The 17,916-nt window shown below is 60.3% G+C and carries 13 protein-coding genes and 1 pseudogene; 5 read left to right on the forward strand and 9 right to left on the reverse strand.

The features are described from left to right. Positions 1 to 42 precede the first annotated feature (42 nt). Entirely contained in the window at positions 43 to 1,239 is a 1,197-nt protein-coding gene (locus AB5K84_RS36640; protein WP_014497705.1) for a sensor histidine kinase, read from the reverse strand. A 369-nt stretch (positions 1,240 to 1,608) separates the two neighbouring features. Between AB5K84_RS36640 and AB5K84_RS36645 the strand changes: the two genes are divergently transcribed. Continuing rightward, the gene (locus AB5K84_RS36645; RefSeq protein WP_014497706.1) at positions 1,609 to 1,842 is read left to right on the forward strand and encodes a hypothetical protein; all 234 of its coding nucleotides are present in this window, start codon (positions 1,609 to 1,611) and stop codon (positions 1,840 to 1,842) included. 438 nt (positions 1,843 to 2,280) lie between these two features. Here the strand turns inward: AB5K84_RS36645 and AB5K84_RS36650 are convergent, their stop codons facing one another. Beyond that, entirely contained in the window at positions 2,281 to 3,963 is a 1,683-nt protein-coding gene (locus AB5K84_RS36650; protein WP_014497707.1) for an ATP-binding protein, read from the reverse strand. Then, positions 3,950 to 5,470, reverse strand: coding sequence for an ATPase domain-containing protein (locus tag AB5K84_RS36655; RefSeq protein WP_011084967.1), 1,521 nt, complete (start codon positions 5,468 to 5,470; stop codon positions 3,950 to 3,952). Before AB5K84_RS36655 ends, AB5K84_RS36650 begins: the two co-directional genes overlap by 14 nt. 210 nt (positions 5,471 to 5,680) lie before the next feature. Between AB5K84_RS36655 and AB5K84_RS36660 the strand changes: the two genes are divergently transcribed. Further along, a complete protein-coding gene (locus AB5K84_RS36660; protein WP_014497709.1) occupies positions 5,681 to 7,675 on the forward strand; it encodes a hybrid sensor histidine kinase/response regulator in 1,995 nt (664 codons plus the stop codon). Between the two features lie 507 nt (positions 7,676 to 8,182). Here AB5K84_RS36660 and mmsA read toward each other — a convergent pair. After that, positions 8,183 to 9,184 (reverse strand): annotated as a pseudogene (mmsA, locus tag AB5K84_RS36665) (CoA-acylating methylmalonate-semialdehyde dehydrogenase); the annotation flags it as partial. Here mmsA and AB5K84_RS36670 point away from each other — a divergent pair. Beyond that, positions 9,168 to 9,644: a hypothetical protein gene (locus tag AB5K84_RS36670; protein WP_202557216.1), complete on the forward strand. Its 477-nt coding sequence runs from the start codon at positions 9,168 to 9,170 to the stop codon at positions 9,642 to 9,644. The pseudogene mmsA and the gene AB5K84_RS36670 sit on opposite strands and share 17 nt — an antisense overlap. A gap of 34 nt (positions 9,645 to 9,678) precedes the next feature. Beyond that, positions 9,679 to 10,569 (forward strand): SMP-30/gluconolactonase/LRE family protein, encoded by an 891-nt coding sequence (locus AB5K84_RS36675; RefSeq protein ID WP_011084962.1) that lies wholly within the window; start codon positions 9,679 to 9,681, stop codon positions 10,567 to 10,569. Between the two features lie 45 nt (positions 10,570 to 10,614). Here the strand turns inward: AB5K84_RS36675 and AB5K84_RS36680 are convergent, their stop codons facing one another. The 5 genes from AB5K84_RS36680 to AB5K84_RS36700 all read right to left on the reverse strand — a co-directional run bounded on the left by AB5K84_RS36680 (position 10,615) and on the right by AB5K84_RS36700 (position 16,355). Then, positions 10,615 to 12,507: a TRAP transporter large permease gene (locus AB5K84_RS36680; protein WP_011084961.1), complete on the reverse strand. Its 1,893-nt coding sequence runs from the start codon at positions 12,505 to 12,507 to the stop codon at positions 10,615 to 10,617. Beyond that, a complete protein-coding gene (locus AB5K84_RS36685) occupies positions 12,504 to 13,529 on the reverse strand; it encodes a TRAP transporter substrate-binding protein (protein ID WP_014497714.1) in 1,026 nt (341 codons plus the stop codon). The genes AB5K84_RS36680 and AB5K84_RS36685 overlap by 4 nt, the downstream gene beginning before the upstream one ends. Positions 13,530 to 13,722: 193 nt before the next feature. Beyond that, entirely contained in the window at positions 13,723 to 14,733 is a 1,011-nt protein-coding gene (locus tag AB5K84_RS36690) for a transketolase family protein (protein WP_014497715.1), read from the reverse strand. After that, positions 14,730 to 15,581, reverse strand: a complete 852-nt coding sequence (locus tag AB5K84_RS36695; RefSeq protein ID WP_011084958.1) for a transketolase — start codon at positions 15,579 to 15,581, stop codon at positions 14,730 to 14,732. The genes AB5K84_RS36690 and AB5K84_RS36695 overlap by 4 nt, the downstream gene beginning before the upstream one ends. A gap of 24 nt (positions 15,582 to 15,605) precedes the next feature. Beyond that, positions 15,606 to 16,355, reverse strand: coding sequence for an SDR family NAD(P)-dependent oxidoreductase (locus AB5K84_RS36700; RefSeq protein ID WP_011084957.1), 750 nt, complete (start codon positions 16,353 to 16,355; stop codon positions 15,606 to 15,608). Between the two features lie 108 nt (positions 16,356 to 16,463). On the opposite strand from AB5K84_RS36700, the gene AB5K84_RS36705 reads away from it, so the two are divergent. Next, a complete protein-coding gene (locus AB5K84_RS36705; RefSeq protein ID WP_011084956.1) occupies positions 16,464 to 17,360 on the forward strand; it encodes a LysR substrate-binding domain-containing protein in 897 nt (298 codons plus the stop codon). The last annotated feature ends 556 nt before the right edge of the window (positions 17,361 to 17,916 follow it).

The following is a 17,916-nucleotide window of genomic DNA, read 5'->3' on the forward strand; positions in this document are numbered from 1 at the left end:
AAGCCATGACAGATCCGGGATGTAGGATGGACGGAACTTCCTCTAATCGAGCGGCACATCAAGTTGGATTGTTGTGCCCTTTGGCTCGTTTGATGAGACCGCGATGCGTCCATTGAGTTGGGCAAGCAGGCTCTTGATCACCTTGAAGCCCAGGCTCGCTCGCGGCTGGTCCATATCGAAATCCGCCGGCAGTCCCACGCCCTGATCCGCTACCACGACATGCAAATCGGCTCCGCGCCCCGCGCCCGCCACCTGGATTTCGCCGGACTTGTCGGAGTAGGCGTGCTTCGCCGCGTTCGTGACAAGCTCATTGATCAGGAGGCCAAGCGGAATTGCCTTGTCCGCCGGAATCATCAGGTGGTCGAACTTACAGTCAATCTTGTAGGCGAGCGTTTCTTGCAGCTTCCTGCAAAGCTCGCCCGCGAAGTCCGCAATATCGACAAACCCGATCCTGGTGCTGCGCCACAGGTGGTCGTGAACCTGGGCGATCGTCGTGATGCGGGAAGCGGCGTCCTTGAGCGCGTTTTGAACTTCCTCGGACTGTGCGCTGCGGGACTGGACGCGGAGCAGGCCTACCACCGACGCCAGGCTGTTCTTGACACGGTGGCTCATCTCTCGAGTCAACATGGCTTGGTGCTCGAGGGCTTTTTGGAGCTCGGCGTCGGCATGCTGCCGCTCAATGGCGATGCCGAGCAGGCCCGCAAAGCCGGCAAGGAAATCAGCATCCGCGAGATCGAACTGACCCGAGTCAGCGCTGTCGACTTCCAGAACACCAAACGGTAGATGACCTTCGCCGCCCCGCGCGATGAGAACGTTGATGGCGCGCTTGATGCCGTGCTCCGACAGTAGTTTCGGCGTTCGAAAGCGGGTTTCTTCCTGCAGGTGGTTGGAAATGACGATTTGGCCGGTATGGAACGCGTAGCCGGCGGGAGACTCCAGATCGACGCCCAGGGATATCTGGCCGATCGTCTCCGGCGCCCATCCGACGCCTGCGCTCACCAGCAACCGTTTTTCCTCCGGCATGTACTCCAGGACCTTGGCAAAAGGTGTTTCGAGACCCTGGGCACAGAGCTGCGTCGCTCGTTGGAGTATCTGGCCGATGTCGCGGGTCTGCAGCGCGGTTCGGCCGAACTCGCCCAGCAAGGACTGTTGCCTCAACCGGTACGGAAGTTCCTGTCTGGTTGCCCCGGTCGATGCGACGGGAGACGTCACGGATTCTGTCCCCGTGAGGGTTGGCATGAACTCGTCCCTTCGAACCCTGGCTGGCCCGCCTTCGGCTTGTAGCATGATAAGTTACGCGCCTAACCTCTTTCCTAGCGTCTAGTGCTTGGCGCGGCCTTGCTGGAAAATACCCTAGTAGGATCTCAATTATGGAACTTACTGTTCCACCACGTCTTACCCTGCCGCGCGACTGCGACGAGGCAGCCAGGGGGAGATTGGCTTTGACCGATGCGGTTAAGATTCTGGTCGTCGAGGACGACCAGCTTATTCGGGCTATGGTCGAAGAAGCTCTTTCAGACGGCGGCTTTGCGTCCACCCTGACGGCGTCTGGCGAGGAAGCCATTACTCTTTTGCAGGCAGGACGACGAATCCAAATTCCGGGCGGTCGTGACCGACATCAACCTGCTGGGAAAGCTCGATGGATGGAAGGTCGGTCGCTCTGCCCGGGAGATCGATCCGACGATGCCCATCATCTACATGACCGGCACTCACGGGGAGGAATGGGCGTCCGAGGGCGTCCCAAACAGCCTACTGCTTGCAAAGCCCTTTGCCCCTGCTCAGATCGTAACCGCGATATCGCAGCTTCTTAACGCGGCCCCGCCGATCCCACCCGCAGACTAGCGAGCCGGTCTCATGGGCGAGAAAGCTGAAGAACCAATCAAGCCTCGCTGGGCTAGTTCGACTAGGCTATCGAGGCCGAGCGGGCCGCATTGGAGGGCGCTCGTAAGCAACGCCCGTTGGGAGAAGCAGAAGCACAAGCTGAACTTCGCCGCGCGCCGGGCCCCAAAAAACATAGTTCACGCCGCCGCCGTTGCGCATCGCCATCAATGGCGCGGCGCAGGCCAACGTGCACCAGATCGAGTCCAAGGCGGCCTGAGCGAACGCGTATAACGGCCCGGCGTTTCAGGCACTACCCCCACTCGTCATCGAATGGGGGAAACGATGAACCCGCCCGGCGGAAGGCCGCAGCGCCGCTTTTCTACGGCGCGCGCACAAACCACCTGAAGGGACGGCTCGAAATCCGTCTACCCGGCAGGTGCACGCTGCCGCTGAGCGGCATTAGAAGCCATCCCTTCCATTCGGCAGGAGGTGCGCGATCTCCGTCGCAAGTTGAGCTTGCGTGTAAGGTTTCGCGAGACGTGCGACGTCTACCACTTCGCTTCCTTCCAGTTCAGCGAACCCCGTCGCAAGCAAGATCGGAAGTCGAGGATATTGGCGGCGCACTTCTCGGGCCAATTCGATTCCTGTCATTCCTGGCATCGCGTGGTCGGTTATTAAAAGATCAGCAGCTAAGCCACTTTCAAGAAGCCGCAACGCCTCAATGGCGGAATGCGCTTCAATCACCTGATGTCCCAGGTCTTCCAGCAGATCGACAGTACTGCCGGCGATCAGAAGATCGTCGTCTACAAAAAGAATCTTCGCTGGCGCCGAGGCTTGGGTAACGATGTTCGGCGCGCGTCCGGAAGGCGGCGACGTTTCACTGGCAACGGGAAGCCAAAGTCTGGCGGTTGTCCCGCTTGAGGGGGTGCTTTCGAGCCGCAGGGCACCTCCGGATTGTTGCGCCAGGCCGAACACCATGGACAAACCCAAACCCGTGCCCTTGCCGACTCCCTTCGTTGAGAAGAAAGGTTCTACGGCCCGGGCCAGCGTTTGTGCGTCCATTCCTTCTCCAGTATCTCGCACCGAGAGCACCACGTATCGGCCTGGTTGGACACCAAGCTGATCGTCGATGTCGACAATTTGCTCGGACAGCCCGATCGTGAGGACGCCGCCAGTAATCATAGCGTCCCGGGCATTCACGGCGAGATTGAGCAGAGCCATTTCGAGCTGGTTCGGGTCGACGTCGACGACCGGCATATTGTCTTCGGCGTGAAGCTCGATCCGAACCATCGGACCCACCGAACGATCTATGAGGCCTATCATGTCTTCCACAAGACTTCGGACGTCTGTAGCTTGCGCCTTCAGTTCCTGCTTGCGCGCAAAAGCGAGTAGCCTTTGTGTTAGAGTGGCGCCACGGCGGGCGCCCTCCATGGCGCCATCCAGGAGCCTGTGAAGTCGAGCATCTTCACCTAGTTTTTTCGAAAGCAGGTCGAGGTTGCCGATGACAGCCATAAGCAGGTTATTGAAATCGTGCGCGACCCCGCCGACAAGTTGGCCCAACGCCTCGATTTTCTGTGCCTGCAGCAACGCTGCCTGGGCCCGCTCGCGACCCGCAATTTCTTCCCGGAGTTGACTGTTCGCCCGCTCAAGGTCAGCCGTTCTCTCCGCAACCAAACGCTCCAGTTCGGCAGAGGCGCCGCGCTGCGCCTCAAGGTACGCACGAGTTTGATACTGTCGTCTTCGAGCGCGCTCTGCGGAAAGTACCGTGGCCTGAAGCGTGATGGCCTGCAAGGGGCGCTCGAGAAAGCCCACGTTACGCAGGCGAATGACCAACTCCCGCCTGAACGCGGCAAACTTGCCACCTTCATTGCGGTTGGTCAGTACGACAAAGGGTTGATCGGACCACGGTGGCTGACGGCCCACCCAGTCCTCCAGAACGCGGGCATTATTGCCGTAGAGCGCCTCCTCCGCCACAACCACGACTTCGATGACCCACTCGAGATTCTCTATCACTTCCTGAAGCGTGTTGCAGACCACGGGACGTAAGCCTGCCCTTTCGATCAACTTGGCAACAGTTGCCGCGTCCCGTCCAATGGGCATCAGGACCAAAACCACGCCTTTTGGCGTTTCAGGCCGGACCATCGGTGTCCCGAGGCATCAAAGGTGCCTCCTCCCCCTTGTACACCGGCGTACCGCCGAAAATGCCACTGAAACCCTTTAGCGGGGGTCCGACGGTGATGCCTTGGTGGCTCAGTTTGAATTCTCGGATCGTATGTTCGTGATTGCCGCTTCGCTTTTTCACGACGGACAGTGCGCGCCGCACGCTGCCATCAAACTCGAAATAACGCAGCATCAGCACGCCATCGGCGAGATAACTAATGTCCAGCGGCGTATCCATCGGTCCGACGAGGCCATGCTGAGCCAGCACGAGGATGGTCAGGGCGCCGCGATGACTGAGATAGCTCAGCAGCTCGTGCATCTGAAGAATCAAAAAGCGCTCATCCGGCATCGCATTGAGATAGCCATTGAGGCTGTCGATTATCACTACCCGCGCGTCAGCACGTTCTACGCTGCTCCGCACCGCGTCGGCAAACTCGCCTGGCGCCATTTCAGCAGGGTCGATTTGCTGAAAATCGATCAAGCCTTTATCGAGCCCGTCTTGAAGTGGAAGTCCCAACGTCTTCGCTCGCGCACTCACAGTGCCGCGTCCTTCGTCGAAGGCAAAAATCACGGAGCGTTCGTTTCGGGCTGCGGCTGCGATCGCATAGGTAAGCGCCAGCGATGATTTTCCAACGCCCGCTGCACCGATGAGGAGCACATTCGTTCCGCGCTCAAGGCCACCGCCCAGAAGAGTGTCCAGTTCCGGATTGCCGCTCAAGACGACGTCGCTGTCGAATTCCTTATGATGTTCTGCTGCGACAAGTCGGGGGTAAACCATGAGACCACCATGCCGGATGGTGAAGTCGTGAAATCCCCCCTTGAATTCGATACCACGCATCTTCACGACACGAAGGCGTCGCCGCTGCGCGCCGTAATCGATTGCCAACTGTTCAAGAAGCACAACGCCATGGGCGATCGAATGCAATTGCAGATCGTTCTGCTGTGATGAAAGGTCATCAAGCAAAACCACAGTGGACTTGCGACCTGAAAAGAAGTGTTTCAACGCGAGGATCTGACGGCGGTATCTAAGGGGGCTTTGTGCCAGCAGGCGAAGCTCCGACAGGCTATCGAGTACAATTCGCGCCGGCGCCAGTGCCTCGACCCGGTCAAAGATCATCTGCGTGGTTTCGCTAAGCTCCATCTCGGCCGGATGCAGCACCGTGAGTTCCTGGCTCGGATCCAGCGTGGTCTCAGGCGGGATCAATTCAAAGATTGTAATGCCGTTGAGCGACCACCCATGACGCTTTGCGACCAGACGCAATTCTTGCTCAGTCTCCGATAGCGTGATGTAGAGGGTCGGTTCGCCGACGCGAACTCCTTCCAGCAAAAATTCCAGAGCGAGGGTTGTCTTGCCTGAACCGGGTTGGCCTTCAAACAGATGCATTCTCTCGGGATCAAAGCCGCCTCCGAGAATGTCATCTAGACCAAAATTTCCGGTGGAAATCCTCGGGAGCTCACAGCCGTCGAGCAACCGCTTTTCCTCATCCATATCAACCCCCGTTTCGCCGCAGGCGGAGCCGCCTTTGATTTATGGAAACTTCTGCTCCCGTGCAGGGTTCCCCGGCCAAGCCGGAGCCTCGACGGCGATACTCACCACTTGCGATCCTGTGGTCTTAAGCATTGCTCGGCCGGCCACGGCGACAGGGGCACAATGCCACGGTGTACGGAACAATCCCGCATCCAAATACGTTGAACCTGTTTGGGAGCGCTCCACCCGTTGAAAACACTGCAAACAAAGCTCGACGGGGTCGCCGACGCGCGGCCGCTTCAACTGCTCATCGACTCCATCGTGGACTACGCCATCTACATGATCGATGTAGATGGCACCGTGCGCAGTTGGAACTCCGGTGCCGAGCGATTGAAGGGCTACTCAGCGGACGAGATCATCGGCAAGTCCTTCTCATTGTTTTATCCGCCCGAGGATCGCGCGAAAGAGCTTCCCCAAACAGCGTTGAAAATTGCGGCAGAGACCGGCCGGTTCAGTTCCGAAGGGTGGCGCGTCCGCAAAGACGGGACCCGCTTTTGGGCGTTAGTCGTCGTGGATGCGATCCGCGACGAGCAAGGTCAGGTGATCGGCTTTGCAAAGGTCACGCGCGACATCACAGAACGTCAGCAGGCCCACAACGATCTGCTGGAGAGCGAGCGACGATACCGTCGATTGATCGAGGCTGTTGTCGATTATGCGATTTTTCAGCTGGATCCTGCCGGCAATATAACCACCTGGAATCCGGGTGCACAGCGCATCAAAGGCTACGATCCGGATGAAATTATCGGTCAGCACTTCAGTCGCTTCTACACGCCTGAAGATATTCAAACTGGCGTACCGAAACGGGCGCTCGCCGAAGCGGCCAAATTGGGACGCTTCGAGGCTGAAGGTTGGCGAGTGCGAAAGGACAGCAGTCGCTTTTGGGCGTCAGTTGTCATCGATCGCATCACCGACGAGGCCGGCGAATTGGTTGGGTTTGCAAAAGTAACGCGTGACGTAACCGAGCGAAAGCAGGCCCAGGACGAACTCCAGCGCACTCAGCAGCAGTTAGCCGCCTCTCAGAAGCTCGAAGCGGTAGGCCAGCTCAGCGGCGGGATCGCGCACGACTTCAATAATCTCCTGATGATCGTGCTTGGCAACCTTGAGACCGCGGAGCGGAACAGCCGCGGCCTGACTAACAGCACGAATCTTCAGCGGGCACTCGCCAATGCCAAGCGGGGCGCGCAGCGTGCCGCAGCACTGACTAGCCGCCTGCTCGCATTCTCCCGTCGGCAAGCGCTGGATCCGCAGCCTATCAATCTGAATATTTTTCTGAATGGATTGCAGGAGTTTCTGCAACGTACCCTCGGTGAACGCATCGAAGTTCAAACCGTCGGAAGTGCGGGTCTCTGGTCGATCGAGGCTGATACCAACCACCTCGAGTCTGCCATTATCAATCTCGGTATCAACGCACGCGACGCGATGCCGGATGGCGGCAAACTCACGGTCGAGGCTATGAACGTATTAGCTGACGAGGACTATTGCCGAGTGAATCCTGAGCTCTCCCCGGGCCATTATGTCATCGTTTGCGTAACAGACACTGGGACCGGGATGACCGCGGACGTCCTCAATCATGCTTTCGAGCCTTTTTTTACCACGAAAGAGCTCGGGCAAGGGACAGGCCTCGGACTTAGCCAAGTCTATGGTTTCGTAAAGCAGTCGGGTGGGCACGTGAAGATCTACAGCGAAGTCGGCCAAGGTACCAGCATCAGAATGTATTTCCCCCGCTACCATGGAGATGCTCGACCCGCCGAGGGTAATGCAGACGAGTTTCGCCCGGAAGGTGAGAAACTGGAGACGATACTCGTCGTCGAAGATGATACGGACCTGCGTGCATATGTTTCTGAGCTTCTGCGAGATTTAAATTATCGCGTGGTTGTGGCATCCAGCGCCCAGGCTGCCTTGACCATCCTTCTGCAGGAAGAGCCGAAGGTTGATCTTGTGCTGACGGATGTCGTCATGCCGGGAATCAATGGACGGGAGATGGGCCGGCGCGCACAGCAGATCCGCCCAGGCATCAAGATCCTGTACATGACAGGTTACTCGCGAAATGCCGTGGTCCACCAAGGGCGCCTTGATGAGGGCGTCGAGCTATTAGAGAAGCCGATCTCTCAGGCAAAACTCGCTTTTCGTGTGCGCGAAATGTTAGACCGGCTTGACCAATACTGAATTGAATTCGCGCCAGCGCAGGCCGTGATCCGGTACACAGGTCAATTCTATTCGCTCTTCTTGTTGGCCAAAGTGCTCCGCGTCGAGAATCTGACGGCGAACTACATGCTTATCGGCGCCACTATCATCACCGTGCCTCTGTATGTCGTGTTCGTCAGTCTTTCGGACAAGATCGGCCGCCGCAAGGCGTATGTCGCTGTGGCCCGAGTATGCGTGGCCGCACCCCAACTTTTTCGGCGCCCGCGGTCGACCTCAGTCGAAATGCGGAGGCGTACAAAATCGCGCCAATGACGGAGAGAGTGTCAGTCAATCCCAAATGAAAGATAAAGCATTTTTAAGTTTCTTGGGCGCCAAAACCCGCCATTCGAGCTACGGCCGAACACAACTGTCTGCGGCATGCTCGAGCATTTCTCTAAGACAGAGGCCGTTAGAATGACCTATGAAAAGAACGAGGGCCGATGGCCCTCGCAGTCTGGGAGAACAGACAAAAGCAGTATCCGGCAGCCGTCATGACATGGTCGGCATGACGAATTCGGCACCGGCCCGTATTCCGGTTGGCCAGCGGCTTGTCACTGTCTTCATTCGCGTGTTGAAGCGGACGCCTTCCGGTCCATGCATGTGATGATCGCCGAAGATCGACGCTTTCCATCCACCGAAGGAGTGGAAGGCCATCGGCACCGGAATCGGAACGTTGATGCCGACCATGCCGACCTTGATCTGGTGAGCAAATTCACGAGCAGCATCGCCGTCACGTGTGAAGATCGATGTCCCGTTGCCGAACTCGTGCTCATTGATCAGCCGCGCGGCCGTCGCATAATCCGGTGCTCGCACGACCGAGAGCACTGGCCCGAAGATCTCCTCCTTGTAGATCTTCATGCTCGGCTTGACGTGATCGAACAAAGTCCCGCCCAGGAAGAAGCCGTCTTCGTAGCCCTGCATTTTGAATTTGCGTCCGTCGACGAGCAACTTCGCGCCGTCCGCAACGCCCGCATCGATGTAGCTTCGGACCTTGTCCAGATGCTGCTTCGTGACAATAGGACCCATCTCGGCCTCGGGATCGGTACCCGGCCCGACCTTCAGGCCTCGAACCTTCGGCTCCAAGGCTGAGATCAGCTTGTCCGCGGTCCCCTCGCCGACCGGTACGGCAACAGAAATCGCCATGCAGCGTTCGCCGGCGGAGCCGTAAGCGGCACCCATCAGTGCATCAACCGCCTGATCCATGTCGGCATCGGGCATCACGATCATGTGGTTCTTGGCGCCGCCGAGAGCCTGACAGCGTTTTCCGGTATTCGCGGCGGTCGAATAGATGTACTGCGCAATGGGCGTGGACCCTACGAAGCTGACCGCCGAGACGTTCGGATGATGCAGTAGCGCGTCGACGGCTTCCTTATCACCCTGCACCACGTTGAAGACGCCATCCGGCAGGCCGGCTTCCTTCAGCCATTCCGCCATGATTAGCGAAGCGGATGGATCACGTTCCGACGGCTTCAGGATGAAGGTGTTTCCGCAGGGGGCTCCGCTTGAACTGTTCGAGCAGCCTCGTACGGGCTTTGTGGCCGGCTTCCTCGGGTCTCCGTCGATCAACCTCGTCCCGGCGACCCTCAAGACAAGCGGCGGCTGCGCCGCAGTTGTGTTTCAGTCCGGCGGTGCGCTGACGCTTCCGAATGCAAGAGCCAAATTGCGGACAGGTGCGGATGGCCAAGAAGTTCTGGTGGGCATTCGACCCCAGCACTTCAGCCGGGCTGGCGGCGGACCTCCGCGCGACGGGGTGGTCTCCTATTCGGCCGTCGTCGACCTCATTCAGCCGACGGGGACCCGTACATTCACCACCATCAAGATCGGCGGCGTCGATGCGGTCGCGGAGTTGCAGGCTCATGACGTCAGCAGCCATGGCGAGCGGATCAACCTCGCCATCGACCTCAATCGCGTGGTGCTGATCGATCCGGCCAGCGGCCTGGTCATCTCGTAACGAGCGCCGGCAATCTGGAGAACGGGAGGAAAAAATGGCGTCGAGACTGTTTGCCACCGGAATTGGAGCTCCGGAGGGGCCGGTGTGCCTGCCCGATGGATCGATGTATGTGACCGAAATGTCCGCGTCGACCCTTTGCATCACACGGCTTGACTCTCGCGGCAATCGCAGGGTGATCCGGACGACTGGCGGGCGTCCGAACGGGTTGACGACTGATGGCCACGGCCGGATCTGGATCGCGGAAGCAGGCCTCCGGGCGCTGATCTGCATCGACGACGGCGGAAACGAGATCCGGCGCATGCAGGGCGAAGGTACGGACCGCTTTCTATTTCCGAACGATCTTTGCTTCGGCCCGAACGGACTGCTCTACCTGACCGACTCCGGCATGGCGGCCGAAGATTTCATCAACGGCCAGGCCTTCGTCGACGGCTATATGGACCTTGATTGGGACGGCCGTGTGTATGAGATCGATCCGGCGGCCATGAAGGTGCTACGCGTGCTCGATCGGAAGATCCGCTTCACCAACGGCATTGCTTTCGGCTCCGACAATCACCTCTATGCCAACGCGTCCTTCACCGGCGAGATCTACCGATATGACGTGCTCGGCGAAGCCTCGCCTAGACGCGAGGTCTTCGGCAACGTCCTGCAACCGAATGCCAATCCCGATTTCAAAGGTCCGGACGGGATGGCCTTCGGCACGGATGGCCGCCTCTATTGCACGGTCTACAACCAGAAGAACGTCAGGGTGCTGGACCGACGGGGTGAAGTCGTCGACCGGCTGATCCTGGATGGGCCGCAGCCGACGAATTGTGCCTTCACGCTCGAGGGCAAGAAGCTACGCGTGACTGAAGTCGGCAAGGGGCAAGTCGAAGAGATCGATATGCCCTGCGAGGGCCTGCCGCTGCATCTGCCGAAGTTCGCCTGACGAGGTGCCTCGCGGTTTTGTCCCGCAAGGCGTCCCGCAGATGCGTCAAAGGAAGCCGATCGATAGCCAGGGCACGGCCGCGACGATCAGCGTGCCGATCAAAAGCGCGATCATGTAGCCCACGATCGGCTTCATGCCCTCGTCCGGGTTGATGCGGCTGATGGCGCAAGCCGCGTAGTAGCCGACGCCGAACGGTGGCGCGAACAGGCCGATGCCCATCGCGAGAACGACCACCATCGCGTAGTGGACATCGTGCACCCCGACCTGCCGCGCGATCGGGAACAGGAGCGGGCCGAACAAGACGATGGCCGGGATCCCTTCCAGAACGCTGCCCAGGATCACGAAGGTCACGATCGTCACGGCAAGGAAGACAGGTACTCCGCCGGGAAGGCTGGTCATGAACTTTGCAAGAGAGGCAGAAAATCCCGACTGGGTCAGCGCCCAGGCCATGCCCGTCGCCGCGCCGATGATGAGCAGGATCGCCCCCGACAGCGAAGCCGTCTCGACCAGCATCGGATAGATGCGGCGCCAGTCGAACTGGCGATAGATGAAGAGTCCCGCACAGGCCGAGTACAGGATCCCGATGGTCGAGACCTCCGTTGCCGTCGCAACGCCTTCGACGACGGCGGTCCGGATCACGAATGGCAGCGCGATGGCCGGTATCGCGATCACAAAGGCGCGGCCAATCTGCCGCCCCGTCGCCCGTTTGACGTGAGACAGGTCCTCGCGGCGGTATCGCCACCACACCACGGCCGCGAGCATGATCGCGAGCACCACGCCCGGAAGCAACCCGCCGGTGAACAGCGCCGAGATCGACACACCGGTCACCGAGCCGATCGTGATCAGAACGAGTGACGGGGGAATCGTCTCGGTCTGCGCCCCCGTCGCGGCCAGGAGCGCAACGAGATCGCCGGGCTTGGCCCCACGCTGCCGCATCTCGGGAAACAGCACTGGAGCCACCGCAGCCATGTCCGCCGCCTTGGAGCCGGAGATGCCTGAGACCAGATACATCGCCCCGACCAGCACGTAGTGCAGTCCGCCACGCACGTGGCCCAAAAGGCTTGCCAGGAAGCTGACCATGGCGCGCGCCATGCCCGTCATCTCGATCAGAAGGCCGAGAAAGACGAAGAGAGGCACGGCAAGCAGGATCAAGTGGCTCATGCCCTCGTCCATTCGTCCGATCATCACGACGTCGGGCGTGCTGGTTGTCAGGGCGAGATAGCCGACCGTGGCGAGGCCAAATGCAAACGCGATCGGCACGGCCGCAAAGACCATCGCGCCGACCACGAAAACGAAGAAGATCAGAAGATTCAGATTGCCAAGTGCCTTCAAGACCGGCGCCAGCAGAATGAACGTTCCGATGATGCCTGCGACGATCGCCAGGGAGGCCAGCAAGCTGCGCAGGCTCGCGATGCGGATGAGCCGGAGGACGGCTGCGATCAGCATCAGCCCGATGCCGATCGGCAGCGCTGCCGCACGCCAGGTGTTGACGATCTCGAGCGCCGGAGTGGTGACGAAGGCCTCGTCGGCGGCGAATTCATAGGCCGGCCAAACGACGAGCACGAGAAATGCCAGCGACGCCGCGGCCGCTATGACATCCAGGAACGCGCGGAGCTCCGCACTGAGCACGCCGACGATGGCGGTCATCCGCATGTGCTCGCCGCGCTGGAACGCAATCACAGACCCGAGCATGGCGAGCCAGAGGAAGAGAATGCCGGCAAGCTCGTCGGACCAGACGATCGGCGAGCGGAATACGTATCTGCCCACGATGCCCGCGGACAGCACCACGATCTCCGCCAGCACGAGCAAGGCCGCCGGGACTGCGACAGCGTGGCCAAGCACCATGTTCGCTGTCACCACCCATCGGCGCGAATTCGCTTGAGATCTGCCGGCCGCGAGCCCGGTATCCACATGCGGCGTATGGCTCACGCTGGTCATGATAGCTGGCCCGCGGCTTTTTCAAGGTGAGACCATGCCTCCTCGCCAAACTTGCCCTTCCAGTCGGCGTAAAAGCTGGTCTTAGACAGCGCCTGGCGGAAAGCGGCACGATCGACGTCGATGAACTTGAGACCTTTGGTCGACAGATCGGCGCGCAGGGACTGGCTGAGCTTTGCGATGTCTGCCCGCTGATCGACCGCGGAGCGATCGAGCTCGCGCGTCACGATCTCCTGCACATCCTTGGGCAGGCGCTCGAAGGCGCGCTTGTTGCCCAGAATCCAGTAGCCATCCCAGACGTGCCCGGTGAGGCTACACGTGCTCTGCACTTCGTAAAGACGCGCGGTCGCGATGATCGGCAACGGATTCTCCTGGCCGTCGACGACCTTGGTCTGCAACGCGGAATAGACCTCGTTGAAGTTGATCGGCGTCGGCCCGGCGCCGAGCGCCTTGAAGAGCGAGGTGAGCAGCGGCGCGGGCGGAACGCGGATCTGGAAATTCTTCAGATCATCCGGCGTCCGGACCTCGCGGCCCGACGAGGTCACCTGACGAAAGCCGTTGTCCCAGGCCTTCGAAACCGCCATGATTGGCGTCTTGGCGATTTGCGCCCGGATGTAAGTGCCGAGGTCGCCGTCCATCGCCTTCCATACGCTGTCGTAGTCGGCGAATGCGAAGCCGGTGTTCACAATGCCTGCGCTAGGTACGAGGGTGGCAAGAATCGAGGACGATTGGTTGAAGAACTCGACGCCGCCGCTGCGAACTTGGGTCAAAAGCTCGGTGTCGGAGCCGAGCTGGTTGGCCGGAAATAGCCTGATCTCCAGCCGACCGCTCGTCGCTTCGCGGATACGGTCGATCGCCTCTTGCGCCCGGATATTCACCGGATGCGTTGGGTCCTGTCCGGTCGCGAACTTGTAGACGAACTCGGCGGCAGACGCCGGGCGGGTGAGAATCCCGCAGAGAGGAACGGTGGTGGCGGCCATCAACAGCGAACGGCGACTGATGCTTCCGGGCTTCGATGCAGTCATGTTTTCCTCCTGGTCCTTCATTGACGTTGCTGCCCGTTGCATCAGCGCAGGCTGACGTGCAGCTTTCCGGGTTCTTCGCTTGCCGGCTCTCGACCACCGGCATTTGGGCAGGAGCAATCACTCGCCGCCGCAACATGCGACGGGCGTAGCTCCTCACCTGGGCTTGGCTAAGTTGGCGCTTAGCGCCGGTACACTAAAGCCACCGCTTGATCTGCCGTGCGACCTCTGCGGTGGAAATCCCGTAGCGGTCGTGCAGGGTCGGAAGTGCGCCGGCGTCAAGAAACTCGTCCGGCAATGCGATCTGGCGGAAGGGCGGATGGACACCGGAACGCATCAGAAGCGCGGCAGCCGCCTCGCCGAGACCGCCAATCGTTGTGTGGTTTTCGGCAACGACGACCAGGCGGCCCGACTTGCCGGCTTCACGCAAGATCGTCTCGGTATCGAGCGGCTTGATGGTTGGAACATGCAGCACCGCAATATCGATGCTGTCGTCTTTCAAGGTCTGTACGGCTTCGAGCGCGCGCATGGTCATGATGCCGGATGAGATGACCAGGGCGTCCTTCCCGTCGCGGATCAGCTTGGCCTTGCCGAGCTCGAATTTGTAGTCGTACTCGTCCAGAACGACCGGCACCTGGCCGCGCAGCAGGCGGGTGTAGACTGGCCCCTGATGCGCCGCGATGGCAGGCACCAACTGCTCGATCTCGTGGGCATCGCAGGGATCGATGACCGTCATATTTGGCATGGCACGAAATAGCGCGAGATCCTCTGCGGCCTGGTGACTCGGGCCGTAGCCCGAGGTCAGGCCGGGCAAAGCACAAACGATCTTCACGTTGCGGTCTTCCTCCGCAATCGTCTGGTGAATGAAATCGTAAGCCCGCCGAGACGCGAACACCGCGTAAGTGGTCGCGAAAGGCATGAAGCCTTCGGCAGCGAGGCCGGAGGCGGCGCCGAACAGAAGCTGCTCGGCCATGCCCATCTGGTAATAGCGGTCCGGGAACTCCTTTGCGAAGATGTACATGTCGGTGTATTTGCCGAGATCGGCCGTCATGCCGACCACCTCAGGGCGGTGGCGCGCGAGTTCGACGAGCGCGTGTCCGAACGGCCCCGGTCTGGTCTTCTGCCCCTCGGCTGCGATCGATGCGATCATCGCTGAGGTGGTCAGGCGCGGCTTGCCCGGCTGCGGTGCTGATCTGACGGTCTTCATGCCTGCCTCCCGGCTTCCAGCGCGGCAAGCGCGAGCTGCCATTCGTGCGGCTCGACGCGGATGAAATGGCTCTTCTCGCGCTGCTCGAGGAAGGGAACACCCTTCCCCATCAGCGTGTCGGCGACGATGATCCGCGGCTTGAGTTCGGGATGGGACTTGGCCGCGTCGAAGGCGGCGACCACGGCATTGAGATCGTTGCCGTTGACGCGCTGCACGAACCAGCCGAAGGCCTGAAGCTTCTCGACCAGCGGCTCGAACGCCATGACCTGCGTGGAAGGACCGTCCGCCTGCTGATTGTTGACGTCGACGATGCCGATCAGATTGTCGAGCTTGTAGTGGCCTGCCGACTGGATCGCCTCCCAGACCGAGCCTTCGTCAAGCTCGCCATCGGAAAATAAGGTGTATACCCGCGCTCCGGATTTCTTGCGTTTGAGTCCCAGGCCCATGCCGACGGCGATGCTGAGTCCGAGCCCGAGCGAGCCGCCCGACATTTCCATTCCCGGTGTGTAGGAGGCCATGCCCGACATCGGCAGGCGGCTCTCGTCGCTGCCATAGGTTTCGAGTTCTTCCTCGGGGACGATCCCCGCCTCGATCAAGGCCGCGTAGAGCGCGATGGCATAATGCCCGTTGGAGAGCAGAAAGCGGTCTCGCTCCTCCCAGGACGGATCTTCGGGTCTGTAGCGCATCGCATGGAAATAGGCGACGGCGAGAACGTCAGAGATGTCGAGCGCCTGTGCGATATAGCCTTGGCCCTGAACTTCGCCCATGCGCAGGGCATTGCGGCGAATATTGTGGGCGCGGTCCGTCAGCTTGGGCGTGTTCGTAAGCGCGTTGGTCGAGGTTTCCATCGATCTGACCCTTGTCTCGCTGGCTCAGTGGATGAGCATGCCGCCGTTCACGTCGATCACGGCGCCGGTTACGTAGGCGGAGAGATCCGAGGCCAGGAAGGTGTAGATACCGGCGACGTCTTCGGCCGTACCGAGACGATTGAGCGGAATGCCTTCCAGGATCTTCGCCCTCATCTCGTCGGTCAGCTTGCCCGCGGTGATATCGGTGCCGATCAGGCCGGGCGTGACGCAATTGACGCGAATGCCGTCCGGGCCGAACTCTCGGGCCATCGCCTTGGCGAGACCAAGTACGCCGGCCTTCGCGGCCGAATAGTGCGGGCCGCCAAAAATTCCACCACCGCGCTGGGCCGAGACCGACGACATGCATGCAATCGATCCGGCTTTCCGTCCGCGCATATGCGGGATCACCGCCTGGGAGAGAAACAGGATGCCCTTGAGATTGACGTCCTGAATGCGATCCCAATCGGCTGCCGAGATCTCCAGGAACTTCACCGGCTGGGTGATGCCGGCATTGTTGATCAAAACATCGGTGCCGCCAAAGGATTCGATCACGCGGGCGACCGCCTGTTCGCAGGACGATTTGTCGGCGACGTCGCACCCTAGTCCGATATGGGAATTTCCGAGCGATGCCGCAGCATCCGTCGCAGCGCCGGCGTCAATATCCAGAATGGCGACCCGAGCGCCCTCGGCGGCGAACCGCCGGGCGGTGGCAAGCCCGATCCCGCGCGGCGAGGCCGCGCCCGAAATGATGGCCGTCTTACCGCTGAGCAGCATCAGTTCCTCCCGCAAATTGTTCTTCCTTGGCGCTTAGGAATGACCCGCCGACCGCCAACGGACAAACGCGCAGTTGTCACGGATCGATGAATCTGGTTCACTTATGGGATGCTGTCGAATATCCCCATATCGGCAATTCGTGCCTTTGAAGCGGCTGCCCGCACCGGATCGTTTCGCGATGCGGCGAATGAGCTTCACCTGACACCGAGTGCCGTTAGTCATGCCATCCGCAAGCTGGAGGGCACCCTTCGGACCGCTTTGTTCGAGCGCAGCGCACGATCCGTGCGACTTACGCCGGCCGGCGAGAACCTGATGCGTCACACGGGAGCGGCATTCGATCAGCTCCGCCGTGGCCTAGAGGAAGTTGCCGCGCGCGGACCACAATTGGTGCGCGTCCATTCCGCGCCCAGCTTTGCTGCGCAATGGCTGGCACCACGGCTTGCACAGTTTCTCGCTGCTTACCCGAAGCTCGAGGTTCGGCTGGCTGCAAGCACGGACTATGCGCGCTTCAGCAACGATGATTTCGATATCGACATCGTCTACGGTCCGCCACGCGCGGAGGGCGTCGAAATTGTCCCTCTGCCGGAGGAGACGGTCACGCCGCTCTGCTCGCCCTCGCTCGCAAAATCGATCAGGAAGCCTGCCGATCTCCTCGATCAGACGCTCATCCGCTCCGACGTGAAGCGGGTGCAGTGGCATCAATGGTTCACCGCGAATGGGTTAGAAGCACCTGCGCTTCACGGCATGAGATTCGACCGAAGCTTTCTTGCGATCGCGACGGCTGCAGAGGGATTGGGCGTGGCCTTGGAATCAACGCTTCTGGCCGAACGCGAACTGGCGTGCGGGCGCTTGGTCGCTCCATTGGCCGGACGCGCCAACGATATCCGCTACGTCGGTCACCGCTTGATCTACCCGCGCGCAAGCCGACAAAGATCGTCGGTACGAGCTTTTGCGGATTGGGTGGTGGCCCAACTCGGCGGCGGAGATGTTCGCTCCTCGCAGTGAGACCTCATCGAGATATTCCTGAAGCTGATGCGGAAATCCACCGCGTTTTGAGGATCTGCCCTTCATAGGAACCCCTCCGACCGCGTGCACGTTGCCGTATCGCTTCAGGACCCCCTGCCTTGGAGCGCCCCAACAGCGGCCTCCGCGTTGCCCCCGCGGGGGTCGTTTTATCGCGAGGCACAATGGACGAGGGTTGGAGAGTAGTGTTCGCGATTAGCGCCACTGCCGTGGTCGCCGGGGGCGCCTTCTTTGCCATCCGGTTTATCATCGGTCTGCACCTTTAAGGTCGCCCCTTACCCGTATTTTTCCCTAGGTCCAAAGTCTCACATCCACACACCAGTGGAGAAAGTGTCATCGGTGCACTACGGCTTGCGCTCCCGCATCGGTTGCAGTTGGATAGAGGAGCGAATTTACAAGAGACGTTTTTGAGGGGGAACAATATGAGGGCAGCAACGCTCGTTGCCGGGCTTTTTTTGGCAATCGGAATAATTGGACCGGCCGATGCTCGCGGAGGAGGTCACGGGGGCCGTGTCAGCTATGGCGGCGGACACCACAC

The organism is Bradyrhizobium sp. 1200_D9_N1_1, from assembly GCF_052075915.1.
GTDB classification, from domain to species: Bacteria; Pseudomonadota; Alphaproteobacteria; order Rhizobiales; family Xanthobacteraceae; genus Bradyrhizobium; species Bradyrhizobium diazoefficiens.